Annotated in this window: 25 protein-coding genes and 2 pseudogenes; 15 read left to right on the top strand and 12 right to left on the bottom strand. The window is 73.6% G+C overall.

Annotated elements, in window-relative coordinates; translation table 11 throughout:
* Positions 1-56 precede the first annotated feature (56 nt).
* The 7 genes and pseudogenes from BLW82_RS03810 (at position 57) to BLW82_RS45105 (ending at position 7,627) form a co-directional block, all read left to right on the top strand.
* The gene (locus BLW82_RS03810; protein ID WP_093497460.1) at positions 57-734 is read left to right on the top strand and encodes a FadR/GntR family transcriptional regulator; all 678 of its coding nucleotides are present in this window, start codon (positions 57-59) and stop codon (positions 732-734) included.
* Positions 731-895: pseudogene (locus tag BLW82_RS03805) on the top strand (L-asparagine permease); the annotation flags it as partial. The gene BLW82_RS03810 and the pseudogene BLW82_RS03805, both read left to right, overlap by 4 nt.
* A gap of 70 nt (positions 896-965) precedes the next feature.
* Positions 966-1,982: an asparaginase gene (locus BLW82_RS03800; RefSeq protein ID WP_093497458.1), complete on the top strand. Its 1,017-nt coding sequence runs from the start codon at positions 966-968 to the stop codon at positions 1,980-1,982.
* 162 nt (positions 1,983-2,144) lie between these two features.
* A complete protein-coding gene (aspA, locus tag BLW82_RS03795; RefSeq protein WP_371131293.1) occupies positions 2,145-3,548 on the top strand; it encodes an aspartate ammonia-lyase in 1,404 nt (467 codons plus the stop codon).
* Between the two features lie 36 nt (positions 3,549-3,584).
* Positions 3,585-4,523 (top strand): glutaminase, encoded by a 939-nt coding sequence (locus BLW82_RS03790; RefSeq protein WP_093497456.1) that lies wholly within the window; start codon positions 3,585-3,587, stop codon positions 4,521-4,523.
* Positions 4,524-4,883: 360 nt separating this feature from the next.
* Complete coding sequence (mptB, locus tag BLW82_RS03785) at positions 4,884-6,278, top strand: polyprenol phosphomannose-dependent alpha 1,6 mannosyltransferase MptB (RefSeq protein ID WP_093497455.1); 1,395 nt, start codon at positions 4,884-4,886, stop codon at positions 6,276-6,278.
* Positions 6,275-7,627 (top strand): glycosyltransferase 87 family protein, encoded by a 1,353-nt coding sequence (locus tag BLW82_RS45105; protein ID WP_093497454.1) that lies wholly within the window; start codon positions 6,275-6,277, stop codon positions 7,625-7,627. The genes mptB and BLW82_RS45105 overlap by 4 nt, the downstream gene beginning before the upstream one ends.
* A gap of 89 nt (positions 7,628-7,716) precedes the next feature.
* On the opposite strand, the pseudogene BLW82_RS03775 reads toward BLW82_RS45105, so the two are convergent.
* Positions 7,717-8,562, bottom strand: a pseudogene (locus BLW82_RS03775) (D-alanyl-D-alanine carboxypeptidase family protein); the annotation flags it as partial.
* A 121-nt stretch (positions 8,563-8,683) separates the two neighbouring features.
* A complete protein-coding gene (gene rho, locus BLW82_RS03770; protein WP_093497453.1) occupies positions 8,684-9,832 on the bottom strand; it encodes a transcription termination factor Rho in 1,149 nt (382 codons plus the stop codon).
* Between the two features lie 473 nt (positions 9,833-10,305).
* Between rho and BLW82_RS03765 the strand changes: the two genes are divergently transcribed.
* From BLW82_RS03765 to BLW82_RS03755, 3 genes are all read left to right on the top strand, one after another.
* A complete protein-coding gene (locus BLW82_RS03765) occupies positions 10,306-11,562 on the top strand; it encodes a cytochrome P450 family protein (protein WP_093507839.1) in 1,257 nt (418 codons plus the stop codon).
* Positions 11,563-11,636: 74 nt separating this feature from the next.
* A complete protein-coding gene (locus BLW82_RS03760; RefSeq protein ID WP_256215624.1) occupies positions 11,637-11,807 on the top strand; it encodes a hypothetical protein in 171 nt (56 codons plus the stop codon).
* Positions 11,808-11,972: 165 nt separating this feature from the next.
* The gene (locus tag BLW82_RS03755; protein WP_256215623.1) at positions 11,973-12,902 is read left to right on the top strand and encodes a hypothetical protein; all 930 of its coding nucleotides are present in this window, start codon (positions 11,973-11,975) and stop codon (positions 12,900-12,902) included.
* 3 nt (positions 12,903-12,905) lie between these two features.
* On the opposite strand, the gene BLW82_RS03750 is transcribed toward BLW82_RS03755, so the two are convergent.
* Complete coding sequence (locus BLW82_RS03750; RefSeq protein ID WP_352094649.1) at positions 12,906-13,037, bottom strand: hypothetical protein; 132 nt, start codon at positions 13,035-13,037, stop codon at positions 12,906-12,908.
* 120 nt (positions 13,038-13,157) lie between these two features.
* On the opposite strand from BLW82_RS03750, the gene BLW82_RS03745 reads away from it, so the two are divergent.
* Entirely contained in the window at positions 13,158-13,907 is a 750-nt protein-coding gene (locus tag BLW82_RS03745) for a class I SAM-dependent methyltransferase (RefSeq protein ID WP_093497452.1), read from the top strand.
* On the opposite strand, the gene BLW82_RS03740 is transcribed toward BLW82_RS03745, so the two are convergent.
* From BLW82_RS03740 to BLW82_RS03710, 7 genes are all read right to left on the bottom strand, one after another.
* A complete protein-coding gene (locus BLW82_RS03740) occupies positions 13,877-14,620 on the bottom strand; it encodes a GntR family transcriptional regulator (RefSeq protein ID WP_093497451.1) in 744 nt (247 codons plus the stop codon). The two genes, BLW82_RS03745 and BLW82_RS03740, sit on opposite strands and share 31 nt — an antisense overlap.
* A gap of 181 nt (positions 14,621-14,801) precedes the next feature.
* Positions 14,802-16,022 carry a serine hydrolase domain-containing protein gene (locus BLW82_RS03735; RefSeq protein WP_093497450.1) on the bottom strand — a complete coding sequence of 407 codons (1,221 nt, stop codon included), beginning with the start codon at positions 16,020-16,022 and terminating at the stop codon, positions 14,802-14,804.
* An 89-nt stretch (positions 16,023-16,111) separates the two neighbouring features.
* Complete coding sequence (locus BLW82_RS03730; protein ID WP_093497449.1) at positions 16,112-16,594, bottom strand: nuclear transport factor 2 family protein; 483 nt, start codon at positions 16,592-16,594, stop codon at positions 16,112-16,114.
* Positions 16,595-16,607: 13 nt separating this feature from the next.
* On the bottom strand, positions 16,608-17,576 hold the full coding sequence (locus tag BLW82_RS03725) for an acetylxylan esterase (protein WP_093507837.1): 969 nt from the start codon (positions 17,574-17,576) through the stop codon (positions 16,608-16,610).
* Between the two features lie 397 nt (positions 17,577-17,973).
* On the bottom strand, positions 17,974-18,561 hold the full coding sequence (locus BLW82_RS03720) for an Rv1733c family protein (RefSeq protein WP_093497448.1): 588 nt from the start codon (positions 18,559-18,561) through the stop codon (positions 17,974-17,976).
* A gap of 317 nt (positions 18,562-18,878) precedes the next feature.
* Positions 18,879-19,649, bottom strand: a complete 771-nt coding sequence (locus tag BLW82_RS03715) for a ferredoxin reductase (protein ID WP_093497447.1) — start codon at positions 19,647-19,649, stop codon at positions 18,879-18,881.
* Positions 19,642-20,247, bottom strand: a complete 606-nt coding sequence (locus BLW82_RS03710) for a sulfite oxidase-like oxidoreductase (RefSeq protein WP_093507836.1) — start codon at positions 20,245-20,247, stop codon at positions 19,642-19,644. Before BLW82_RS03710 ends, BLW82_RS03715 begins: the two co-directional genes overlap by 8 nt.
* A gap of 168 nt (positions 20,248-20,415) precedes the next feature.
* Here BLW82_RS03710 and BLW82_RS03705 point away from each other — a divergent pair, with 168 nt between their 5' ends.
* Positions 20,416-21,339: an NADP-dependent oxidoreductase gene (locus tag BLW82_RS03705; RefSeq protein WP_093497446.1), complete on the top strand. Its 924-nt coding sequence runs from the start codon at positions 20,416-20,418 to the stop codon at positions 21,337-21,339.
* A complete protein-coding gene (locus BLW82_RS03700) occupies positions 21,336-22,085 on the top strand; it encodes a GNAT family N-acetyltransferase (protein WP_093497445.1) in 750 nt (249 codons plus the stop codon). The genes BLW82_RS03705 and BLW82_RS03700 overlap by 4 nt, the downstream gene beginning before the upstream one ends.
* Here BLW82_RS03700 and BLW82_RS03695 read toward each other — a convergent pair.
* Positions 22,046-22,447, bottom strand: a complete 402-nt coding sequence (locus BLW82_RS03695) for a MarR family winged helix-turn-helix transcriptional regulator (protein WP_371131471.1) — start codon at positions 22,445-22,447, stop codon at positions 22,046-22,048. The two genes, BLW82_RS03700 and BLW82_RS03695, sit on opposite strands and share 40 nt — an antisense overlap.
* A gap of 184 nt (positions 22,448-22,631) precedes the next feature.
* On the opposite strand from BLW82_RS03695, the gene BLW82_RS03690 reads away from it, so the two are divergent.
* Both BLW82_RS03690 and BLW82_RS03685 read left to right on the top strand, forming a co-directional pair.
* Positions 22,632-23,687 carry an ABC-2 transporter permease gene (locus tag BLW82_RS03690; protein WP_093497444.1) on the top strand — a complete coding sequence of 352 codons (1,056 nt, stop codon included), beginning with the start codon at positions 22,632-22,634 and terminating at the stop codon, positions 23,685-23,687.
* Positions 23,688-23,788: 101 nt separating this feature from the next.
* The gene (locus BLW82_RS03685; RefSeq protein ID WP_093497443.1) at positions 23,789-24,580 is read left to right on the top strand and encodes a putative protein N(5)-glutamine methyltransferase; all 792 of its coding nucleotides are present in this window, start codon (positions 23,789-23,791) and stop codon (positions 24,578-24,580) included.
* Positions 24,581-24,875: 295 nt separating this feature from the next.
* Here BLW82_RS03685 and BLW82_RS03680 read toward each other — a convergent pair whose 3' ends face one another.
* Positions 24,876-25,625, bottom strand: a complete 750-nt coding sequence (locus tag BLW82_RS03680; RefSeq protein WP_093497442.1) for a hypothetical protein — start codon at positions 25,623-25,625, stop codon at positions 24,876-24,878.
* Between the last annotated feature and the right edge of the window lie 137 nt (positions 25,626-25,762).

Genomic DNA, 25,762 nt, shown 5'->3' with positions numbered 1-25,762 from the left:
CCGTGAACCTGTCAGACAGCCCGACAGCCGGACAGCCCCTGCGACGCGTGAGCGCCATGGAGGCGGTACTGGCGCACCTGCGCGGCGCCATCGAGCGCGGCGAGTACGCCGTGGGCGACAAGCTCCCCTCCGAGGCGGAGCTCTGCCGCACCCTGGAGATCAGCAGGCCCGTCCTGCGCGAGGCCCTGCGGGCCCTGCAGACGATGGGCCTGACCGTCTCTAAGACCGGCAAGGGCACCTTCGTGGTCGCCAGCGCCGTCGAGGACCCCACCTTCGGCGACTACGCGGCCAGCGACCTGCTGGAGGTTCGGCGCCACATCGAGATCCCGGTCGCCGGGTACGCGGCGCTGCGCCGCACCCCGGAGAACCTGGACCACCTGGCCCACCTGCTCGACCGCATGGAGCGGGAGACGGACACCACCGCGTGGGTCGCGATGGACACCCTCTTCCACCTCGCCGTGGCCGAGGCCGCCCAGAACCCGGTCTTCCGCCGGGTCATCGAGGAGATCCGCGACGCACTGGCGCGTCAGTCGGCCTTCCTCAACGAGCTGGGCGGCCGCCGGGAGCAGTCCAACCGGGAGCACCGGGCCATCGTCGAGGCCCTGGTCGACGGTTCCGAACCCGACGCCGTGGACGCCATGAGCCACCACCTCGACCGCGTCGAGACCACCCTCACCCACATCGTGCGCCCCGCGCGCACGGACCAGCGCCAGGAAGGCGGAACCGAGGCGTGAGCGAACAGCACCTCAAAGACGAGACACGCCCCTCGTCCCGTCACGTCGACGCCGGGGACCACGGCTACAGCAAGTCGCTGAAGCACCGGCACGTCAACATGATCGCCATCGGCGGCGCCATCGGCACCGGCCTCTTCCTCGGCGCCGGCGGCCGCCTCGCGCGCCCGTCCACCGGAACCGACGCGTGACCCGCGAACCGGTCCCTCCCTCCTCACCCGAGACCAGGCAGTGATGTACAGCAGTTCCCCCGCGGCCGCCCCCGTCGTCCGCGAACCCCTCCACGCCCCCGTCGCCCACCTCGTCCGCGGCGGGGTCGTCGAGGGCATCCACTACGGCTCCGTCGTCGTCCTCGGCGCCGACGGGCAGGTCCAGTTCCAGCTCGGCGACATCGAGGCCGCGTTCTACCCGCGCTCGGCCCTCAAGCCCGTCCAGGCCGTCGCCATGCTGCGGGCCGGGCTGCCCCTCGACGGCGACCTGCTCTCGCTGGCCGCCGCCAGCCACTCCGGCGAGGAGCGGCACCTCGCCGGGACCGGGCGCATCCTCGACCTCGCCGGACTGACCGAGGCCGACCTGCGCAACGTGCCCGACATGCCGTACGGCTCCGCCGTGCGCGACGAGTGGATCCGGGCCGGCCGGCAGCCGTCGCGCCTCGCCCAGAACTGCTCCGGCAAGCACGCGGCGATGCTGTGGACGGCGAAGCTCAACGGGTGGTCCCTCGACGACTACCTCGATCCGGCGCACCCGCTGCAGCAGGCCATCGCCGAGATCGTCGAGGACCTGACCGGGCAGCGGGTCGCGGCGACGACCGTGGACGGCTGCGGGGCACCGCTGTTCTCCGTCTCCCTGCACGGGCTCGCGCGCGCGGTGTCGCGGATCGTGTCCGCTCCGCCGGGCACGCCGGAGGCCAGGGTCGCCGACGCGATGCGGGAGCACGCCGAGATGGCGTCCGGGGCCGGGCGTGACGTGGCCGCGCTGATGGCGGCCGTGCCGGGGCTGCTGGCCAAGGACGGCTTCGAGGGCGTCGAGGTGGCCGCGCTGCCGGACGGCCGCGCCGTCGCCGTGAAGATCTCCGACGGGGCGGACCGGGCGCGGGTGCCGGTCGCCGCGGCCGCTCTGGCCAGGGCCGGCGTTGATCCGGAGCTGCTTGCCGGGTTCGCCGGTGAGGCGTTGCTCGGGGGCGGGCGAGAGGTCGGGCGGGTGCGGCCCGTTCGATCGCTGGAGCCGGTGGAGGCGGCTGTGTGCGCCTAGTGGGGCGGGCCGACCCGCCGGTCGGCGGCTGCGCGGCCGTTGTGGCGGGTCGCGCAGTTCCTCCCCCAGCCTGCGGCCGGGGGTGCCCCCAGCTCCCCTTTCGGGGCGCCTCAGTCACGGTCCTGACATATCACTCCCTCCGACAGAGGAATCACCGCCCTCATGACCACCCGAAGCGAACACGACCTGCTCGGCGACCGTGACGTGCCCGCCGACGCCTACTGGGGTGTGCACACCCTGCGGGCCACGGAGAACTTCCCCATCACCGGCATGACGATCTCCGCCCACCCGCATCTGATCGACGCGCTCGCCGCCGTCAAGGAGGCCGCCGCGCTGGCCAACGAGGAACTGGGGCTGCTGGCGCCGGAGAAGGCCGCCGCGATCGTGGCCGCCTGCCGGGAGATACGGGCCGGGAAGCTGCACGACCAGTTCGTCGTCGACGTCATCCAGGGTGGTGCCGGGACATCGACGAACATGAACGCCAACGAGGTCGTGGCGAACCGGGCGCTGGAGCTGATGGGGCACCGCAAGGGGGAGTACCGGTACCTACACCCCAACGAGGACGTCAACCTCGGTCAGTCCACCAACGACGTCTACCCGACCGCCGTCAAGATCGCGACGGTGTTCGCGGTGCGCGGGCTGCTCGGGGCGATGGCGGTGCTTCAGGACTCCTTCGCGCGCAAGGCCGTCGAGTTCCGTGACGTGCTGAAGATGGGCCGTACGCAGTTGCAGGACGCGGTGCCCATGACGCTCGGGCAGGAGTTCTCCGCCTTCGCCGTGATGCTCGACGAGGACCGCAGCCGGCTCGCCGAGGCCGTCGAGCTGATCCACGAGATCAACCTCGGCGCCACCGCGATCGGGACCGGCCTCAACGCGCCCGCCGGGTACGCCGAGTCGGCGCGCCGGCACCTCGCGCAGATCACCGGGCTGCCCCTGGTCACCGCCGCCAACCTGGTGGAGGCGACCCAGGACTGCGGGGCGTTCGTGCAGATGTCCGGCGTGCTCAAGCGGATCGCGGTCAAGCTCTCCAAGAGCTGCAGCGACCTGCGGCTGCTGTCGTCCGGGCCGCGGGCCGGGCTCGGCGAGATCAACCTGCCGCCCGTGCAGGCCGGTTCGTCGATCATGCCGGGCAAGGTCAACCCGGTGATCCCCGAGGTCGTCAACCAGGTCGCCTTCGAGGTCATCGGCAACGACGTCGCCGTCACCATGGCCGCCGAGGCCGGGCAGCTGCAGCTGAACGCCTTCGAGCCGGTCATCCTGCACTCCCTGTCGGAGAGCATCACCCACCTGCGCAACGCCTGCCGCACGCTGGCGGAGCGGTGCGTCGACGGCATCACCGCCAACACCGAGGTGCTGCGGGCGACGGTCGAGAACTCCATCGGCCTGGTCACCGCCCTCAACCCGTACATCGGGTACACGGCGGCCACCGACATCGCCAGGGAAGCCCTCGTCACCGGCCGGGGTGTCGCCGAACTCGTCCTGGAGAAGGGCCTGTTGCCCGCCGAGCGACTCGCCGGCCTGCTGCGTCCCGAGGTCGTCGCCGGCACGGGCTCACCCCTCGCCTGACCTGCGGCTGCGCGCCAGGACCGGTCCGGCGGCACAATGGTGATCATGACAATGACGTCGTCCCAAGCCTTCCTGCCGGTCCTGGAGCGGATCGCCGAGGAGATAGGCCGTACGCCGGGCCGCGGCCGTCCCGCCGACTACATCCCGGCGCTCGCCGCCTGCGACCCCCGCAGCTTCGGCATGGCCGTGGCCGAGCTGGACGGCACGGTCTACGGCGTCGGCGACTGGCGGCAGCCGTTCTCCACGCAGTCCATCACCAAGGTCTTCACCCTCGCCCTCGACCTGGCCCGCGAGGGCGACGAACTCTGGGAGCACGTCGGCCGCGAACCCTCCGGCAACCCCTTCAACTCCCTGGTCCAGCTGGAGTACGAGAACGGCATCCCGCGCAACCCGTTCATCAACGCGGGCGCGCTCGTCGTCACCGACCGCCTCCAGACCCGTACCGGCGACGCGGCCGGCGAGCTCCTGGCCTTCCTGCGCGCCGAGAGCGGCAACCCGTCCCTGGACTTCGACAAGGAAGTGGCCGCCTCGGAGTCCCAGCACGGCGACCGCAACGCCGCGCTGGCCCACTTCATGGCCTCCTACGGCAACATCGACAACGACATCCCGGTCCTCCTCGACCAGTACTTCCGCCAGTGCTCCGTCGCCGCCTCCTGTGCCGACCTGGCCCTTGCGACCACGTTCCTGGCCCGCCACGGCATCCGCGCCGACGGCACCCGCCTGCTCACCAGAAGCCAGGCGAAGCAGGTCAACGCCGTCATGCTGACCTGCGGGACGTACGACGCGGCGGGCGACTTCGCCTACCGGGTGGGCCTGCCGGGCAAGAGCGGGGTCGGCGGCGGGATCATCGCCGTGGTACCGGGCCGGTGCACACTGTGCGTGTGGAGCCCCGGTCTGGACGAGCGGGGGAACTCGGTGGCGGGGGTGGCGGCGCTCGACCGCTTTACGACGTTGACCGGCCTGTCGGTGTTCTAGTGCCGCAACAGGCAACGTTCGCCCCGTCACGACGCCCGGCACGCACTCTCGCCGCACCGGCCGAAAGCCCAAGTACATCCAGTACGAGGACTTCCGGCCGGCACGCCGAGAGCACGCACCGGACGCCGCTCCTTGACGGGCAAACGTTGCCTGCCGCGGCACTAGGAACGGCCCTGGTGCGCCCTTCAGGAGCGCCGGGGGTACCCCGGGCCGAAGGCCGGGGGAGGAACCGCGCGGCCAGCCCCCACCGGACCCGCAGCCGCCCACGACCCACTGGTCGGTCACAGCCAGGTCTCTCGCAGGAAAACACCCCGTCGCTTTCCGGCCACCCGCAATGGACACGCTGACCCAGTGTTGGCCATGGCTTTCCCCGTCGATCTACGCCGCTGCCAGGTGCTTGGCCTGGCCGGCACCGCCTTCCTGGCCCTGGGAGGTGAGACAGCCGGCGCCCTGCCCGTGGCGGATCTGCTCGCACCCAGCTCCGCGCAGGCGGCGTTCGGCCTGGTCGGCGTCTACTTCGGCGTCGTGCTGCTGATCGCGGCATGGCTGCTGCTGGGCCGCCTCGTGCGCGGATCCGAACCGCCCACCCCGCGACAGCTGCTGCTGGTCCTCGCCGTCTGGGCGGCGCCGCTGCTGCTGGCACCCCCGTTGTTCAGCCGGGACGTGTACAGCTACCTCGCGCAGGGCGCGATGGTCGACGCGCACATGGACGTCTACACGTCGGGGCCCGCCCAGCTCGGCGGCCCGCTGGCCGACGAGGTCGCCCCGGTGTGGCAGAACACCGCCGCACCCTACGGCCCCGCGTTCATGGGCGTGGCCTCGCTGCTGTCGGGGCTGACCCGCGGTGAACTCCCGGCCGGGCTCTTCGGGATGCGGCTGGTCGCCCTGCTCGGCGTCGGCCTGATGGCGGCCGCGCTGCCCCGGCTCGCCCGGCACAGCGGCGCCGACCCGGCCGCCGCGCTCTGGCTCGGCGCCCTCAACCCGCTGGTGCTGCTCCACTTGGTCGCCGGCGCCCACAACGACGCCATCATGCTCGGCCTGCTCGGCCTCGGCCTGGTCGCGGCGCTCGGCCGCTGGCCGGTCCTGGGAGCCGTGCTCGTCACCCTCGCGGCGCTGGTCAAGGCGCCCGCCGCCCTAGGCCTGCTCGCGGTGGTCGTCGTGCAGGTGCGCAAGGGCCACAGTCCTGTGCGGGCCACCCTGACGACGGCGCTCGCCTCCGGGGCGACGACGGTGGTCGCGACCGCCGTCGCCGGGACGGGGTACGGGTGGATAAGGGCGCTCGACACGCCCGTCTCCCCGCACAACTGGGCGCTCAGCAGTCTGCTCGGCCGGGCCACGGGCCGGGTCCTCGAACACTTCGGCAGCGATCTCGCGCCGCTCGCCGTACCGGCCTGGCACCTGCTCGGGCTGGCGCTCACCACGGTGACCGTGCTGCTGATATGGGTCCGGCTGCGGCCTCGCCCGGTCTACGCCCTCGGCCTGAGCCTGGCCGCCGTCGCCGCCTTCGGTCCTGCGATCCGCCCCTGGTACGCCCTCTGGGGCCTGTTCCTGATAGCGGCCGCGGCGCCCAGCACCTCGGTACGGCACCGGGTGGCGGCGGTCACCGGCGTGCTCGCCCTCGCCGTACTGCCCAGCGGCGGCCCCGCCGACATCGGCCAGCTGGTCCTCGCCGTCTCCGGCGGGGTGCTCGGCGTGGTCGTGCTCTGGCAGGCCCACCAGGCCGCGCAGGCCCCGGCCGTGGGGCGTACGGCATGAGGGGGCCGACGAGACCGACGACCGGCCGGGGGCGGCTGCTGCTCGTCCTGCTCCTCGTCGCCGCCGTGACCGTGTTCACGGCCACCGTGCCGCTGCTGCGCGACTGGTTCGACCTGCGCGTGTACTACGGCACCGTGCACACCTGGGTGCACCACGGCGGGCGGATCTACGACTACCGGGTGCCCGGCACGGAGTACGGGTTCACGTATCCGCCGTTCGCCGCCGTCGGCATGCTGCCCATGGCGCTGGTGGGACTGCACCTGGCCATCGCGGCCTCGCTGCTGCTGAACCTGGCCGCGCTGGCGTTCGTGCTGCGCATCCTGGCCGGGCCCGGCTGGCGGCGCTGGGGCTGGTACCGGTGGGCGCTCGCGCTGTGCGGGCTGGCGCTGTTCGAGCCGTTGCGGGACACCTTCAGCTTCGGCCAGGTGAACCTGATCCTGCTCGCCCTGGTGCTCGCCGACTGCTGCCTGCTGCGCAGCGGGCGGGGCCGCTGGGCCGGGATCGGGACCGGGCTCGCCGCCGCCGTCAAGCTCACGCCGGCCCTGTTCATCCTCATGCTGCTGATCGGCCGCAGGTGGCGGGCGGCCGGTGTCGCCACGGCCGTGGCGCTGGCCGCGACCGGGCTGGCGGCCTGGGCCGACCCGAGGGCGTCCCGCTTCTACTGGACCCAGGCGCTCTGGGACACCGGCAGGGTCGGCCGGCTCGACTACGTCTCGAACCAGTCGCTGCAGGGCGTGCTGGCCCGGCTGGGCCATCCGGACAAGCCGCTGTGGGCGATCCTGGTGCTGCTCACCCTGGCCGTGTGGGCGTGGCGGACGCGGAAGGCAGTCGCGGCCGGCGACTGGACGGCCGCCTTCGCGCTCACCGGCCTCGCCGCCTGCCTGGTCAGCCCGATCACCTGGGTGCACCACCTGGTGTGGGTGCTGCCGTCGTTCGTGCTGCTGGCGCGCGCCGGGCACCCGCGGATCGCGGGCACCCTCTACGCGGTGATGTGCACCAGCGTGGTGTGGCTGTGGTTCGACGACGCGTCCGGCATCGACGGGTTCCTCGGCAGCAACATCTACACCTGGATCACGCTCGGCCTGCTCCTTGGCCTGCCGGTGGGTCAGTCCCGGTCGGCGCGTTCGCCCCTGAGCCGTACCGCCAGGGTGAGGGCGCCCGCGCCGAGCACCGCGAACCCGGTGACGAGGGCGGTCTCCCACCAGTCGGCGTCGTCCCCGGGGGCCGTGGCCGCCACCATCGGTACGGTGCTCGGGCCCGGCCGGGGCCGCGGCTTGGGCCGCAGGCCGTCCAGCGAGCCGACCGGGTCGACTCGTCCGGCCGCCTCGAAACCCCAGTCGAGCAGCTGACGGGCCTCGTCGTACACGCCGCCGTCCTGAGGGTTCATCACCGTCACGAGGAGGGTGCGCCCGCCGCGCCGGGCGGCGGCGACGAGGGTGTTGCCGGCGTTGGTGGTGTAGCCGTTCTTGATGCCGATCAGGCCGGGGTACCGCCCCACACCGTCCGCGCCGGTCAGCAGCCGGTTGGTGTTCTCGATGCCGAACGACCAGCCGGCGCCGTCCGGGAATCGCGCCTCGGCGGTGGAGCAGTACCGCGCGAAGTCGGGGTTGTGCAGCCCCTCCCTGCCGAACACCGCGAGGTCGAAGGCGGAGGAGACCTGCCCCGGTGCGTCGTAGCCGTCGGGGGACCTGACCTGCGTGTCGAGGGCGCCCAGGGCGCGGGCGTTGGCCTGCATCCGGGCGGTGGTGCGCTGCCAGCCGCCGTCGAGCGCGGCCAGCACGTGCACGGCGTCGTTCCCGGAGCTGAGGAAGACCCCGCGCCACAGGTCGGACACCTGGTAGGTGTGGCCCGCCTCGACGCCGACCACGCTGCTGTCCTCGGGGACGTCCGCCAGTTCCCGGGACGTCACGCGGTGCGGGAGGTCGGCGGGCAGGACCGGCAGCACGGTGAGCGCGAACAGGGTCTTGAGGGTGCTGGCCGGCGGAAGCTGGCGGTGTGCGTGGCTGGCCGCCAGCACCTGGCCGGTGTCCGCGTCGGCGACCAGCCAGGAGAGCGCGGAGAGGTCCGGGAGCTCCGGGGCACCGGGGTGCGGGCGCACCTGCGTGCCGGAGTGGTAGAGCAGCGACGGTCCGGGCACCACCGCCCGCGGGGGCGGGGCCGGGTCGAGCACCGCGGCGCTGGCGGCGGCCGTGCCGGGCGCCAGCGCCAGCAGACCCGCCAGGCAGAGGGAGCAGGTGGTCACCGCCGCTCGCCGCGGGAATCGGTCAGGGAATCCGATCGTCATATGATCAACGTAGGAATGGGGGCGGTGTCCGGCGCGCTGCCAGGGCCGGTCGGAGGCAGTGAGCAACCCGGATGCCGCATGCCGGGCCCCGCGTGCGCCTCCCGGCAGGGGTGCCCGGGTGTCAGCCCGCCGGCAGGGTCGGCTGCACGCGCCGCAGGAAGGTCGCGTTGTCCGGGGTCTCCCGCAGCCGCTCCAGAAGCGTCTCCAGGCCGCCCGGGGCGCCCTCCCGGCTCTGCAGGGCCCGGCGCAGTCCACGGAGGGCGGTCAACTCGCCCGGGGTGAGCAGGAGTTCCTCGCGGCGGGTGCCGGAGGGGGCGATGTCGACGGCCGGGAAGACCCGGCGGGAGGCCAGCTCGCGGTCCAGGCGCAGCTCCATGTTGCCGGTGCTCTTCAGCTCCTCGAAGAAGTAGCCGTCGGCCCGGGAGCCGGTGTCCACCAGGACGGTGGCGAGGATGGTGAGCGAGCCGCCCTCCTCGGCCGTGCGGGCGGCGCCGAAGAACCGCTTCGGGCCGAGCAGCGCGCCGGCGTCGACACCGCCGCTGAGGGTACGGCCGTTGGAGGCGGCCGCGTTGTTGTGCGCCCGGCACAGCCGGGTCAGGGAGTCGAGAAGGATGACGACGTCCTTGCCCTCTTCGACGAGCCGTTTGGCGCGCTCGACGACGAGTTCGGCGAGGGCGGTGTGCTCCTTGGCCGGCCGGTCGAAGGTGGAGGCGTACACCTCGCCGCGCACGGAGCGCCGCATGTCGGTGACCTCCTCCGGCCGCTCGTCGAGCAGCAGCACCATGAGGTGGCACTCCGGGTGGTTGCCGGCGACGGCGGCCGCGAACTGCTGGAGCAGCACGGTCTTGCCGGTCTTCGGCGGGGCCACGATCAGCCCGCGCTGCCCCTTGCCGACGGGCGCGAACAGGTCGGTGACCCGTCCGGCGAGCCCGGCGGCGGGGTGTTCCAGGCGGATCCGCTCGTGCGGGTGCAGCGGGGTCAGGTCGCGGAAGTGGCGGCGGCCGCGCAGTTCGTCGGGCGTCCGGCCGTTGACGCGCGTGACCTCGGTCAGCGTGCGCCGGTCGCCGCGGACGCCCTCGACGAGGTCGCCCTTGCGCAGGCCGTGCCGGCGGATCAGCGCCGGCGAGACCTGCGGGTCGGCGGGGGAGGGCAGGCAGCTCGGGGCCCGCAGCTGCCCCTTCCCGCCCGCGTCGATGTCGAGGACACCGGTGACGGGCCGGGTGACCGGCCGGTCCTGCTGCTGTACCGGGGGTTCGAGTGTGGTGGTCATGGGAGGTGGTCCTTTCGAGGACGGAAGACAGGGGTGAAGGGGGAGTGGGCCGCGAGCGGGAGGGCGTGTGCGCAGGCCTCCGTGCGGCGGGGAACGGCACCTCGGGAACGGCGGGATCACCCTGGTCACGAGGTGGTGCTGAGAAGCCGACGGGCCGGTCGGAGAGCGACGGGCGATGCGGCTGGAGGAGTGGAACCGGCACTCGGCGCCCGATGGAAGGGCGCTCACACGCGCTGATCGCACTATACCCGGGGTTCCGCCACCGTCAACACGGCACCGGGCGCCGGTATTCCCGCCGCCTGCTTCGCGCCGCCTGCTTCGCGCCGCCTGCTTCGCGTCGCCCGCTGTCTGTGGCGCGCTGTCTGCGGCCGCCCGCTCCGTGCCGGGCCGCACTGGGCGGGAAAAGCTCCTTCCCGCAGGCCCGCGGGCGCCTACGATCGGCGGTGCCCGTGTCGTACCGCTGTCAGGAGCCGCTGGTGGAGATCCCGCCCGTGCCGTATCGCCCGGACCCCGCCGGCGGCTGCCCGCACGCCGACAACGCCCGGCTGCTGGCGCGCGGTGCCGTCGCCCCGGTCGTGCTGCCCGGCGGCGTCGAGGGCATGGCCGTGCTCGGGCACGAAGCGCTCAGGGAGTTCCTTCAGCATCCCGGAGTCGCCAAGGACGCCCGGCACTTCACGCAACTCCGGGAAGGCCGCGTCCCCGCCGGCTGGCCGTTGCTGACCTTCGCCACCGTGCGGGGCATGACCACCGCCGACGGTACCGACCACCGCAGACTGCGCGGACTGGTCAGCCGGGCTTTCACCCCGCGCCGGGTCGAGGAACTCCGGCCCCGGATCGAGGTGTTGACCGAGACCCTCCTCGACGGCCTCGAGCGGGCCGCCGCCGACGGTGACGGTGTCGCCGATCTGCGCCGGTACTTCGCGCTGCCCTTGCCCCTGGGCGTCATCGGTGAACTCCTCGGCGTGGAAGCAGAGTTCCGCGACAAGCTGCACCACCTGACCAACCAGGTCGTGGCCACCGACATCGGACCGGACGAGGCCGTCGCCGCCAACCGTGAACTGGTCGGCGTCCTCGCCGCCGTCGCCGCCGCCCGCGCCGAACACCCCGGCGACGACCTCACGAGCGCCCTGATCGCCGCCCGCGACGAGGACGGCGACCGGCTCGGCCAGGAGGAGCTGATCGGCACCCTGGTGCTGATGATCATCGCCGGGCACGAGACCACCCTGAACCTGATCACCAACGCGGTGCGCGCCCTGTGCGGCCACCGCGACCAGCTCGAACTCGTCCGCAGGGGCGACGCGAGCTGGGCGGACGTGGTGGAGGAGACGCTGCGCTGGGACGCGCCGGTCAGCTACTTCCCCTTTCGCTACCCGGTGCGGGACCTCACCGTCGACGGGACGGTGATCCCCGCGGGCACCCCGGTGCTGGCCGGCTACTCGGCCGCCGGCCGCGACCCGGCCGCGCACGGCGCGGACGCCGACCGGTTCGACGTCACCCGGCCCGGCCGCCCTGACGCCGTCCGCCACCTCTCCCTCGGTCACGGCGCCCACTACTGCCTGGGCGCCCCGCTGGCCCGCCTGGAGGCCACGGTCGCCCTGCAGCGGCTCTTCGACCGCTTCCCGGCCCTGGACCTGGCCGTCCCCGAGGGCCGGCTCGCCCGGCAGGCCAGCTTCGTCGGCAACAGCGTGCGCGCCCTCCCGGTACGGCCGCGCCCGCGGCCCCGCGGCTGAGCCGCATACCGGCCGGCACGGCGAGCGGCGCGACCAGCCTGGTCCGCGAGGTCGGCCAGGGCCTCGGCCCGGCCGTGACCAGCACCGTCGCGATGAGCACGGCGTCCCCCGCGCTGGTCGGCAAGCCGTCCGGCGCCGACGCCGGGACGGAGGCCGCGGCCGGTCCGCTCGCGGTGGTCAACGCGGGCAGTGGCAGCGCCAGGGCCGCCGCGCAGGACGCCCTCGTGCAGCCGGCGTCGGCCTGACCGCCGACGTACCGGGAAGGCCGGGGCCGCTGCCCCGGCCAACCCGTCGCTACCGCCCAACTGGCTTGTAGAAAAGGGTGTTTGGCGGGTAACGGTTGTTCCCGGACCATAACGATCCCTGTCCTGACGGGGACTTGACGTCCGGTTATGCCGTATCTTCACGACATGTCCACGCCACCGCAGCAGCCGCCGTCCTCCTCGGAGCCGCCGCCGTCGTCGTCGGCCGCGCAGCAGTCCCCACCGCCCCCGCCACAGCCGGACCAGCCCCCGGCGGCACCGCCGCCGCCCCAGCACACCCAGCCGACCGCGTACCCGTACCCGAGCCCGCAGTCGCCGCCCGCGCAGAACCCCTACGCCCAGCCCACCACCGCGGGCCAGTCCGTCCCGCCGCCGGAGGCCAACCCCTATGCGGTGCCGCCCGGTTACGGCTACCCGCCGCCGGCCGCACCGCCCGCGACGGGCGGCAACGCGGCCGGAAGAGCCGTGCTGTGGGCCCTCGTGGGCGCGGTCGTCGCCTCCGCTGCCTGGGCGGGCGGACTCCTCCTGACCGGAGCCTTCGGGAGCAGTGCGGACCTGCGCGGCTACCGGGCGCCCGCGAACCTCTGCTCCAGCGCGGACTACTCGTCGTTCAAGGACGAGTACCCCGTGGACGACTCGTCCCCGACGAAGAACGTGATGAAGGACCCCGCGCTGGACCAGAGTTACTGCAGCCTCAGCCTCAAGAAGACCGGCTCCAGCTACGGGGACGCCTACCTCTCCCTGGAGATGGACCTGCACCGGAAGACCGACCCGGCACCCGAGTTCACGGCCACCTGGAAGAACTACGGCGACAGCCACAGCGACTACGACGTGACGCCGGTCCAGGGCATCGGCGACGAGGCCTACCTGGTCACCCAGGACACCAGCAACGGCTCCACCACCAGCGGCTCGCGGTACGCCACGCTCGCGGTGCGGGACGGGTGGATGACGTTCACCATGTACTACAGCGCGTACTTCTCCTCGTACGACAGCGACACCGACCCGCCGACCCTCGACGACGTGACCGGCTGGCTGAAGACCGACACCAAGTCCACGCTGGAGCAGCTCAAGGACTGAGGCTCAGTCCTGGCCGAGGGCGTCGGTGATCGCCTTGACCGGTCCGTGCGCCGCGTGTCCGCCGGCGACGGTGATCTCCGCGCCGTCGACGTACCAGGCCTCGTCGGAGAGCAGACGGACGACCAGCGGCGCCACCTCGTCGACCGTGCCCGGGCGGCCCTGGGGGACATGGCGAGGTGGGCGGCGACGAACACGGGGTTGGGCGGGGGACCGACGGGCCCCCGCCCGCGCCGTGTGCTCCCGTAAGCTGGCAGGATGTTCAGCCCCGAAGGCCCGAGCCTGCGTGAACTCGCCGTCCAGGCCCTGTCCTCGGTCGAGCGCGGCTACGACCTGCTGGCCCCGAAGTTCGACCACACCCCGTTCCGGACGCCCGACTCGGTGCTCGAGGCGGTCGCGAAGGCGCTCACCCCGCTCGGCCCCTTCGAGGACGGCCTCGACCTGTGCTGCGGGACGGGCGCGGGCACCGCAGTCCTGGCCCAGGTGTGCCGGCACGGCGTCACCGGCGTCGACTTCAGCGCCGGCATGCTGGAGATCGCCCGCCGGCAGCCCTCGCCCGAGGGCCCGGACGTCACCTACGTGCGCGGCGACGCCCGGGCCCTGCCGTTCCGGCCCGCCTTCGACCTGGTCGTCAGCTTCGGGGCGTTCGGCCACTTCCTGCCCTGGGAGCTGCCCGGCCTCTTCGGCCAGGTCCACGCGGTGCTGCGGCCGGGCGGCGCCTTCGCCTTCCCGGTGCTCGCGCCGCCGCGGCCCAGCAGCCCCGGATACTGGATGCTGCTGGGCTTCGACGCCGTGATGCGGGTCCGCAACGCCCTGTGGCGGCCTCCGTTCGTCATGTACTACCGGGCCTTCCGGCTCGGTGCCGTGCTGGCGGAACTGGCGCGGGCGGGCTTCTCCGTGGAACTGTCCGCGCTGCCCGAGTTCGGCGAGCGCGGCGACGGCAGCCCGCGCGCCCGGCTGGTGGTGGCCCGGCGCGGTCAGCCCGCGGCGGGCACCGTGAACTCGTAGACCAGCGCGTCCTGCTGGGCGTCCACCACCAGGTCGGTGATCTCCAGCGGGCGGGCGTACTGGTCGTGCACCCGGCGGGTCACCCGCACCGACGACGCGTCCGCGACCTGGGTGATGGAGTCCCGGTGGTGCAGGGTGAGGCCCGCCTTGCGCATCCAGTCGTAGGTCCGGCGCAGCTGCGCGGCGGCAGAGCCGTCGGCCCGGTCCCGGTAGCGGCCCAGTTCCTCGACCTCGGTCAGGGCCACGACCGAGAACGACGTCACGGCGGTCCGCAGGGCGTGACCGTCGGGGGAGGCGGACTCGTAGCGGTGCACCAGGGTCGGCCGGTGCGGGGCCAGCCCCAGCGCCGCCGCGTGCTCCGGAGGCGGCTCCTCCCAGGTCACCGTGGCCCGGTCGACCGCACCGTGCTCCGTGGGCCCGGCGCCCACCGGGAAGGCCAGGGAGACCGGGCTCTCCACCGGACGGCCGTGCAGCGTGGCGTGGCTGCCCCGCCGGTCGGTGGCCACCAGTCCGCTGTGCCGCAGCACCTCCAGCGCCTGCCGGACGGTCTCCCGGCTGACCCCGAAGTGCCGAGCCAACTGCCGTTCCGCCGGGAGCCGTTCTCCCGGCGGTAGGGTGCCGTCGCGCAGTTCGCCGAGGAGTTGTGTCGCGATCTGCCAGTAGAGGGGCTGTCCTTCGCTCTCGGAGTGGTCGTGGGGGGTGGTGCGGGCCATGCCGCGCCTCCTGAGGGTGACAGGGCTTGGTCACCGGGCCCGGCGGCGAGCAGGCTGGGGCTCGCCGCCGAGCCGTGATGACAAGACGTAGCCGTGCGGGTTCGTTCCGCGACCACATCTAGCATTGGTCTAAACCATCAGGGAAGAGCGGACGGCGGGTTCGGCCGAAACCGTGCGGGCCTCACAGACACGCGTAAACGGCGTTGACCAGGGCCGTCTTCCGCGGATCGTCCGCGATCCGCGGCCCCATGCGGTTCATGACATAGCCGAGGGAGACCCCCGCTTCCGGGTCGGCCAACCCGCAGGAGCCACCGAAGCCGTCATGCCCGAAGGCTCGCGGGTTCGGCCCGTACGAGCCGTTCGCCCCGCTCAGCCAGAGCCCCAGCCCGATCTCGGTCTCGTGCTCGAAGCCCGCCCCCAGCACCAGGTCACGGCAACTGCCCTGGCCCTCCCGCACCCGCTCGGCGGCCTCCGGCGACAGCACCCGCAGGCCGCCGTACTCGCCCAGGCCCGCGAACACCCCGTACAGCGCCGCGACCGCCCGGGCCGTGCCGTGCCCGTTGGCGGCCGGGATCTCGGCCGCCCGCCACCCGGGGGTGTTCGCCGCGCTCGCACCCACCCCCGGATTGGCCAGGGCGGCGACCGCGGCGGGCGCCAACTGGCTGAAGATCGCGGCCTGTTCGCTGTCCGACACGACCCGGGGATGCACCAGCTCGGCCGCCCGGCCCGCCTCCTTCTCCGGCAGCCCGACCGTGAAGTCGATGCCCAGCGGCCCGGTGACCTCCCGCTCCAGGAACGCCCCCGGCAGCAGCCCCGACACCCGCCGCACCACCTCGCCGACCAGGAAGCCGTAGGTCAGCGCGTGATAGCCGGACCTGCTCCCCGGCTCCCACCAGGGCTCCGTCGCGGCCAGCCGCGCCGTCGTCAGCTCCCAGTCGTACAGGTCGTCGAGCGAGTGCGGCTCGCGCAGCCCGGACAGCCCGGCCCGGTGCGAGAGCAGGTGGCGGACCAGGACCCGCTCCTTGCCTGCCGCCGCGAACTCGGGCCAGTAGTCGGCCACCGGCGCGTCGAGATCGAGCAGCCCCCGGTCGGCGAGGACGTGCGCACACAGGGCCACCGGGCCCTTGGTGGTGGACCAGACGTTGACCACGGTGTCCCGCTCCCACGGCCGGCTGCGCGCCGGATCCGCCCAGCCGCCCCACAGGTCCACCACCGTCTCGCCGCCGGCCGTCACCGCGACGGCGGCACCCAGCTCCTCCCTGTCCCGGAAGTTCTCCTCGAACGCCTCCCGCACCGCCGCGAAACGCGGATCGCAGTGGCCGTGGACCTGGACTTGGGGCTGGGGCTGGGGCTGGGCCTGGGACCGGGGCTGTGACTGCGGCTGTGGCTCGTGCTGGGACATGCGCCCTCCGTGGTACGCCGGAAAACCCGGACCGCGACGCTGCCGCCCGGGCACTCCGAACGTACCGACTGGTCGGACTGGGGGGAAGGTCAGAGCAGGAAGAGCCGCCCGGCCGGCTCCTGGTGCCCGTCCGCGGTGTGCCAGTAGTCCCGGCTCTCCACCGCGAGCCCTCGCCCGTCGAAGCGCACGAACACGCACCCCGCCAGCGTGGCCGCCGCACCCCTCTCCTCGGACCGCACCCGGAACTCCGCCGCCGCACCCCTCTCCTCGGACCGCACCCGGAACTCCGCCGCCGCACCCCTCTCCTCGGACCGCACCCGGAACTCCGCCGCCGCGACCCCGTCCGGGCCCACCAGCGGCGCCGAGAACCTGACGTCCGTCACCCGCTCCGCCTCGAACGACCAGCGCAGATAGGCCGCGAGTTCGTCCCGGCCCCGGTGCGGGGCGCGGAACGGCATCGAACGATGCACACAGTCCTCGGCGTACAGGGCGAGCAGCGCGTCCACGTCGTGCGCGGCCCAGCCCCGCGCCCAGACCCGGACGAAGCGCTCCGCGGCCTCCCACGTGTCCAATTCCAGCGCCTCCTCAGACGTACGAGCGCAGCCAGCGGGCCTTCGCTGCCTCGTGGTACGGGCCGCCGCCCTCGTGGTCGTTGAAGTCGTACACCTCGATGGTCTTGTCGTCGTGTGCCCAGGAGTTGAAGGCTGCGAAGACGGTGGAGGGCGGACAGGTCTGGTCCTCCAGGGCCGCCGAGAACAGCGCCGGGGCCCGGCCGCGCGCCGCGAAGTGCACCCCGTCGAAGTAGGACAGGGTGCGCCGCACGTCCGCGGAGCGGCCGCGGTGCGTCTTCAGGAACAGGGCGATCTCCCGGTACGGGTGACGGTCGGTCAGCGTGGTGGCGCGCGGGAAGTCGCACAGGAACGGCACGTCGGGCGCGACCGCGACCAGGTCGGGCACCAGACCGCCGACGGCGATGGTGATCCCGCCGCCCTGGCTGGCGCCGAGCGCCACGGTCCGCGTCGCGTCGGCCAGCGGATGCGAGCGGGCCGCCTCAACCGCCCGGACCGCGTCCGTGAACACCCGGCGGTAGTAGTAGTTCTCGGGTGCGTCGATGCCCCGGGTCATGAACCCGGGGTACGCCGGGCCGCCGCCCACCGGGTCCGCGGTGCCGCCCCCGCCGCCCCAGGCGCTGCCCTGCCCGCGGGTGTCCATCGTGAAGTGCGCCCGTCCCGTCGACGCCCAGAGCAGGTTCTCGTGCGCCAGCCCGCGTCCGCCGCCGTACCCGACGAACTCCACGACCAGCGGCAGCGGTTCGCTGGTGCCGGCCGGCAGCCGCAGCCAGCCCTTGACCGGGTGGCCGCCGAACCCGGCGAACGTCACGTCGTAGACGTCGACCGTGGACAGCCCGGCGTCGACCGGCTCGAAACGGGCGTCGAGATCGTGTGCGCGGGCTTCCTGGAGCGTCTTGGACCAGAAGGCGTCGAAGTCGTCGGGCGCCACCGACGTGCTGCGGTGCTCGCGGAGCTCGTCGAGAGGGAGGTCGAACAGGGCCATCATCAACCGCCTTGGAGAAGAGGAGGCGCGGATGATCACACCGTACGTGGGTGATCCGATGAATCGCCAGGCCTCTGCCCCGTCCGAAAACTGCCGAACCGTCCAGCCGTCGGCTGTGGAGCCGCTGGTCAGTGGTGCCCGGTCGGCGAACGGGGACGACGGGCGGATGAGCCCTGGGCCGCCGACTGGTGGGGGCGGGTGGTCGGGTCACCTCGGCCGCGGGTGCGGGCGCAGAGTCCGCGGCCCGGGTGCGGACGAGGGCGGGACAGGGGACGGGCGGTGCCATCGGCACAAGGGCGTGCGGTCGGTACAAGGGGGTGCGGCCGGCACAAGAGGGTGCGGTCGGTACAAGGGGTGCGGCCGGCACAAGAGGGTGCGGTCGGCGCGGGCGGGCGTCTCAGGCGCGGCCGCGGGTCCAGTCCGGTCCGGTGCGCGCCCACTCCTGCTCCCACTCGGCGAGCCGGTGGCGCAGCGCCACCCGGCGCACGATGCCGTGCCCGAGCAGCACCACGGCCGCCGCGGCGCTCGCCCCGCACAGGCCCACGGTGACGGTGTGCTGCCAGACGGCGACGTCGTCGGGCGGCGGGGCGACCGCGTGCTGCTGCCGGTCGAACCACACGTCCACCGCGTCACCGGTCCTGGTGCCCGCGGGCACCCGGGCCAGGGCGGTCTGCGTGCCCTTGCCTGGCACGGTCCAGCGGACATTCGTCTGGTAGGCGTGCGCCTGGTCCCCGCCCTGCACCGACGGCAGCTGCTCCGGGGTGCCGCCGACGACCACGGCCCGGACCATGTGCCGCTCGGCGCGCTGCACCGCCGCCACCGACCGCGCCTGATCATGGGCCCAGAGCCCCGCCATCGCACCGACCAGCGGCGCACCCGCGCACAACAGGACCGCGACGGCCAGCGCGATCCACGCTTCCACCACGTCTGACCTGCGCCGCAGCGGGTTGTACCGCCAGCGCCAGCCACGCACCCGGGTACGCATGTCGACCTCCTCGCCGCCACAAGAGCTGGAGGGCCGGACAGCCGGTCCGCAGCTCCCAGCGTGCCCCCGCTCACGTGCGAGCGTCCACACGGGGACTGGTACCCCGTCCGGAGTACCTCGCCCACCGTCCGGAGGGACGGATGCGGCACCGGCTGAAGCACAGGTTCCGGCGCGCGCCGCCCAACGGGTCCCGGCGCCCGGGGCCCGCCGCACACGCGCGCCCCGGACCACGCGCCGCGGCGCCGAACCCACCCGCTGCGCACCCCGCGCCGGCCGCCCTCGCCGCACACCACGCCGGACGCCCGGGGCGCCGCCGGTCAGCCGAAGCGCTCGATGCGGATCCGCTCCACCGGCTGCCCGGCCGCCACGAGCAGCCGGGAGGCATGCTCCGCGAACCCGTTGGAGCCGCACACATAGGCCTCCCACCCACCCGCGGGCTGTTCGGCCAGGAGCGGGGCCACATGTGCGGCGGACATACGTCCCACCGGCACACCCTGGGGTGCGGCGCGGGTGAACACGGTCGTGGTCTCGGCGCCCAGCTCCCGCGCGTAGATCAGCTCCGCGGGGGAGCGTGCCGACACCACCATGCGCAGCGGCACGTCCAGGGTCAGGTTCCGGTGGTGCCGGACCATCGACATCAGCGGTACGACCCCGGAACCGGCGCCGAACAGGAGTGCGGGCCGGTCGCCGGGCCAGGCGAAGAAGCCGCTCAGCGGGCCGCGCACCTCGACGGTGTCGCCGGGCCGGGCCACCGTGTGGAACCAGCCGGAGACCTCGCCGCCCGGTACGTGGTCCAGCGTCAGCTCGATGTGCCCGGAGCCGTCCGGCGCGGAGGCGAGGGAGTAGTGGCGCTGGGCCGTGTAGCCGTCGGCGGCGGTCAGCCGCAGCATCAGGTGCTGCCCCGGCAGATGCCCCGCCCAGGCCGGCACCGCGAACCGGAAGGTCGCCGCGTGCGGGGTCTCACGCCGTATCCCGGTGATCGTGGCCCGCTGCCACACCGCCGCGGCCTGGCCGCCGACCTCGATGCGGCCGGGGACCGCGAAGCGCGTCGGGGGAGCGAAGGCGGTCCCGGTCGTCGTCTCAGTCACCGGCGTACCTCTGCTCCTGCCACGGGTTGCCCCGCGCGTGGTAGCCGTTGCGCTCCCAGAACCCGGGCTCGTCGTGGTCGAGGAGGGTGAGGCCGGCGATCCACTTGGCGCTCTTCCAGAAGTACAGATGGGGCACCAGCAGCCGCGCCGGGCCGCCGTGCTCGGCGGGCAGCGGTTCGCCCTCGTAGTCGAAGGCGATCCACGCCCGGCCGCCGGTGAGGTCCGCGAGTGGCAGGTTGGCGGTGTACCCCGTGTGCGAGTAGGCGACGGCATGTGTGGCGGACCCATGGGGGCGCACCACATCGAAGAACGCGTCGAGCGAGACGCCGCCGAACCGCACCCCGAACTTCGACCAACTGGTCACGCAGTGGATGTCACCCTCGTAGGCCGACGCGGGGAGCGCCTGCGCCGCGTCCCAGTCCCAGGTGCGGGGCTCGGCCACCAGGCCGTCGACGCGGAACGACCAGTCGGCGGGCGCGAGTTCCGGTGTCACCTCGGCGGAGAGCACCGGCCAGTCCTCGCCCGCGTCGTACTGGCCGGGCGGCAGTCCGGCGTTGTGGACTCGGGGGCGGCCGACGAAGCCTCGGGTGACGTTCATGCGTCCACCGTACGGTGTCCGGTCGGGTGCTCCCGCCCAGGTCAGGCCGCCGATCATTGCGGCCGTATGAACGATCCGCGGATGCGGGAATAGCCGCCGAGCGCTGATCCTTGCCGCTGAGTGCCGCTGCCGGGACACCGGCGACAGCACCAGAGAGCGAGGAAAACGATGCCCAAGGCGTACGTCTACACCAGGCACGGCGGGCCCGAGACCGAGGCATTCGCCGAGCTGGACCGGCCCGTTCCCGGCCCCGGTGAACTGCTGATCGCGGTCCGCGCGGCGGGGGTCAACCCCGTCGACTGGAAGCTGCGGGGCGGCTTCCGCCGCCCCGGCGAGGGGGAGGCACGCTTCCCGGTCGTCCTCGGCAGCGAGGCCGCGGGTGTGGTCGAGGCGATCGGTGAGGGTGTCACCGGCTTCGCGGTCGGCGACGAGGTCTTCGGCAACACCTCCGGCGGCGCGTTCGCCGAGTACGCCCTGCTGGCGGCGTCCGTGACGGCGCACAAGCCCGCCTCACTGTCCTTCGCCGACGCCGCCACCCTGCCGGTCGCAGGGGCCACCGCCTACGACGGCGTGCGCCAGCTCGACCTGCCCGAGGGCGCGACCCTGCTGGTCACCGGCGCGGGCGGCGGGGTCGGCGCGGCGGTCCTGCAGATCGCGCACGCCCGGGGCCTGCGGGTGGTCGGTGTGGCGAGCGAGGCCAAGAAGGACCTCGTCGAGTCGCTGGGCGCCCTGCACGTGGCCTCCGGCCCCGGCCTGGCCGAGCGGGTGCGGGCCGTCGTGCCCGGCGGCGTGGACGGCGTCTACGACCTGGTCGGCGGCGAGGTGCTCGCGGAGGCGGCCGGCCTGCTCGCCGACCGCACCAAGCTGATCACCGCGGGTGCCGCGCCGGACGCGGTGGCCGCCCTGGGCGGGGCCCGGGTGGCACGCGCGCGCACCGCCGCCGTCCTGGACGAGGTGGCCGAGCTCGTCGTGGCCGGCGAACTCGACCCGCATGTCTCGCGGACCTTCCCGCTGGACAGGGCCGACGAGGCGCTGCGCGCCGTCGAGGAGGGACACGCCCTCGGCAAGATCGTGATCGAGGTCGGCATATGAGCGTCCCGCAGGGCCGCGAGGGCGCTCCGCACGTCCTGGACAATCCGGCCCGCGCCTCGCTCACCGGCCCGCACGCCCGGTTCGCCGAGCGGCGCGGCCGGATCCTGCGCTATCCGGTCGACGTCTCCCCATGGCTGGCGCTGCCCGACGATCCCGGCGCCGACGACTGGGCGGACCTCGCCGCCCTGGCCGGCCCCGGCACGGAGGTCCCGCTGCCCGGCTACCGCGGTGCACTCCCGGAGGGCTGGGAGCTCACGATGAACATCGCGGGGGTGCAACTGGTGGACGAGGGCATGGACGCCGTCCCGGAACCGTCCGCGGTCCGGCTCGGACCGGCCGACGTACCCGAGATCCTCGACCTGATCGAGCGCACCCGCCCCGGCCCGTTCCTGCCCCGCACCATCGAGCTCGGCACCTACCTGGGCATCCGCCGGGACGGCAGGCTGATCGCGATGGCAGGGGAGCGGCTGCACCCGCCGGGCTGGACCGAGATCAGCGCGGTCTGCACCGACCCCGCCCACCGCGGCGAGGGCCTCGCGACCCGGCTGATCCGCGCGGTCGCGCACGGCATCCGGGAACGCGGCGAGACGCCCTTCCTGCACACCGGCGCCGAGAACACCACCGCGATCCGGCTGTACGAGTCGCTCGGCTTCCGCCTGCGCCGCCGTACCGCCTTCATCGCGGCCAGGGTGCCGGAGCCGCTCGGTCAGTCGTCGGCGGAACCGGCCGGGGTGCCGGCGTTGTAGCGCTCCAGGTATGCGGCGAACCTGATCAGGTCCGCCTCCGGCCAGTCCGCCAGCCGCTCCTGGAAGGCGGCCCGGCGGCTGCGCGTGACCTGGGCCAGGATCTCCTCTCCCGCATCCGTCAGGTGCAGTACCTGGACCCGGTGGTCCTCCGGGTCCAGGCGCCGCTCGATCAGCCCCGCCCGCTCCAGTGCCGCCACCTGCCGGCTGACCGTCGACTTGTCCAGCGCGTAGTGCGCGGCCAGGTCGGTGGCCCGGCAGCCGCCGCGCTCCTCCAGGTGCCCGAGCAGCGTGTACGACACCAGCGACAGTTCGGGGTGCATGCGCCCGGCCGACGCCCGGGCCCGGCGCGCGAACGCCGTCATCTCGCGCTGGATGGTCTCCACCGCCGTCTCCGCCGTCGTCACGGGAACACCTTCGACGGCCGCGCCCTCCACAGCAACGCCCTCACGGGGATACCTCCTCCGACGATCTAGTTGTATAGTACAACTTGACTGTGAGTTGTATAAGCCAACTAATTTGGCCGGAAGGTTCTGGAGGTCGTACGCGATGAGGTCGCCGGCGCTGCGCCATGTACTCACGCACCTGATCACCCCGCTGCTGATGTGCCTGGGCATGGGGCTCGCCTACATGGGCGCGTTCGTCCACCCGGAGCCGAACCACATGCCGGTGGCCGTCGTCGGTGCCGGACCGCGAGCGAAGGTGTTGGCGCAGACCATCAAGGACACCGCAGGCGACAAGCTCGACGTCCGAACCGTGCCCACCCGCGCGGCGGCCGTCGGCCTGCTGAGGTCCCGTACCGTGACCGGCGCCTACGTGCCGAGCGCCAAGGCCCCGGAGCTGATCGTCGCGATCGCCGCCTCGGACACCGGCGCCACGGCCGTCGAGCAGGTCTTCACCACGGTCGCCGCCAAGGAGGGCGTCGCCCTCAAGGTCACCGACGTCGCCAGGCCGGTCGCCGACGACCCCACAGGACAGGGCCTCTTCTTCCTGCTCATCGCCGTGAGCATCGGCTCCTACGCCTCCGTCGCCGCCCTCGGCGCGGCCGGCGCGGCGCTCCCCATGCGGATACGCGCGCTGCTCGCGCTCGGCGTCTCGGCCGTCGTCGGCGGCATCGGCACGTTCCTCGCCGGACCGGTCTTCCACCTCGCCCAGCACGACCTGGCCGAGGTCTGGGGCATGGCCTGGCTCTACTCCGCCGGCATCCTCCTCGTCGGCGTCGGCCTGCACACCTTCCTCAAGCGGTGGACCACGCTGACCATGATGGTGCTCTTCGTGATGCTCAACTTCACCAGCTCCGGCGGGTTGTTCCGCCCCGAGCTGCAGAACGGCTTCTTCGGCACCCTGCACGCCTTCTGGAACGGCGCCGGCTTCGTCGAGGGCGTCCGCAGCCTGCTCTACTTCGGCAGCGACGGCCTGAGCCGCAACGTGTGGACCCTCGCGGTCTGGCTGCTGGCCGGCCTCACGGTCACGGCGATCGCGGCGGTCCACGAGCGGGCCAAGGCGGCGCCGGACGCCGCCGTCGTCGTACCGCAGTTTCCCGCCGGACTGGCCGACGAGATGGCGGCAGCCGAGGAGGAGGCCGAGGAGACGGTCGGCGTCTGACCGGCAGGCCGCCCGGCCGGCGGACCGTCGGCAGGGCGGCCCACCGGCCAGGCGGTAAAGCGTCTGACCGATGCGCCCGGCCCCGGATAGGCTCCCCGGTGATGACCTCACTCTCCGATTCCGACACCACCGCCGCCGTCGTCTCCGCGCTGCGCACCGCCGGCTGCGTCTTCGCCGAGGACGAGGCGGAGCTGATCCTCGCCACCGCCCGCACCCCGGACGAGCTGGCCGCCATGGTGGACCGGCGAGCCGCCGGACAGCCCCTCGAACACGTCCTCGGCTGGGCGGAGTTCCACGGGCTGCGCATCCTGGTGGAGCCCGGCGTGTTCGTGCCCCGTCGCCGTACCGAGTTCCTCGTCGACCAGGCCCTCGCCCAGGCGCCCGGCGCGTCCGTCGTCGTCGACCTGTGCTGCGGCTCCGGCGCGGTCGGCGCGGCCCTCGCCGCCGCGCTCCGGGACGCCGAACTGCACGCCGCCGACATCGACCCGGCCGCGGTCGCCTGCGCCCGCCGCAACATCGCCCCCTACGGAGGCCACGCCCACACCGGCGACCTGTTCGAGGCCCTGCCCGCGGCTCTGCGAGGGCGGACCGGCATCCTCGCCGCCAACGTGCCCTATGTCCCCAGCGGCGAGGTGGGACTGCTGCCCGCCGAGGCCCGTGAGCACGAGCCGCTGGTCGCCCTCGACGGCGGCGGCGACGGACTCGACGTACTGCGCAGGGTCGCCGCGGGAGCCCGCGAGTGGCTGGCGCCCGGCGGTTGCGTCCTGGTGGAGACGAGCGAGCACCAGGCCGATGACGCCGTCCGCACCTTCCGGCGCGCCGGACTCGCCACCCGGCTCGCGGTCTCCGACGAGCTGTACGCGAACGTCGTGATCGGCGTGCGCGCCGACTAGACGCTGCGCCGGGTGCCGCGATCTGCTCGAAGGGCCTTGATCTGCGGTCTGCGGTCTGCGGTCTGCGGTCTGCCGTCTGTCGTCTGTCGTCTGCGGTCTCCGGTCTGCCGTGTGCGGCGCCGTCGTGGCTGGTCGCGCAGTTCCCCGCGCCCCTTAGGGGCGCGGGCCGGCCGCAGGGGACGAGGAGGGGCCGCTACGCAGCCGTGGCGGCCCAGGGGGCGCGGCCCGGCCGTGGCGGCCCAGGGGGCGCTGCCCGGCTGTAGCGGTTCAGGGGGCGCTGCCCGACGGTAGCGGCTCAGGTGGTGGCTCCGTTCCCCGACGCGTTCGGTGACGGTGTGCGGTCGCCGGGGCGGTGGTGCCACGGGCCGCCGTGGTCGTGCATGCCGCCGCGGGGGCCCATGCCGGCGAAGTCGCCCGAGAACGCGCCGGACGCGGTCCGCTTGCCGTCGGCGCCGTGGGTGCCGATCAGGAAGGCTTTCGCGTCCTTCTTCAGCGTGTCGGAATCGCCCCGCACCTTGACGTTCGAGCCCACGGTCCACGTCCAGGCCGTGCCGTCGTCGCTCTGCACCGTGACCTGGTCACCGTCCACGTTCTCGACCGTGCCCCGCTGCCAGATCCGCACGACGTACTTGCCGGTGTGCGGGTCCTTGACGGTCGCTTCGCCGTGCACACCCATGCCGCCCATGCCGCAGCCGTGCCCGGGTCCGCGCCCGTCCGGCGCGGAGGGCGCCGACGATGCGCCGGAGACGGCCGGGGACACGGCGGGGCCGCCGCCGGAGCCCGCGGCGAACGCCACGGTGCCGCCCAGGGCGAGCGCCCCGGCGACGAGCGCCACGGTCACCGCGCGCACGCGGAAGGACTGGCGGCGCCACCGGTCGCGCAGTGGCGCGCCCGGCTCCCGGTCCTGTCTCGGCCCCGACAGGACGTCCGGCGGGGCGCCCCACTCCGGGGCGGCGGCCTGCGGGGGGTGGTCGGGCATCGGCGGGATCGGCGGTTTGGTTCCGTCGACGTCACGGCGGTTTTCCTGCTCCGGTTCGTGCGTCACGGCTCGCTCCCATCGGCGAACGGCGGCACGCGGCATCGCGCTACGCGTGCCTCTCTGTCAATTGTGGGTGGTCGCCGGTAAGAACCCGGTAATCAGTTCCTGTGAATTCGATGCGTCCGCACCGGGGCAGGGGGCCG

Origin of the sequence: Streptomyces sp. Ag109_O5-10, assembly GCF_900105755.1 — a bacterium.
Lineage (GTDB): Bacteria > Actinomycetota > Actinomycetes > Streptomycetales > Streptomycetaceae > Streptomyces.
The sequence above is the reverse complement of the archived record's forward strand: the minus strand, read 5'-3'. Positions and strand labels throughout refer to the sequence as shown.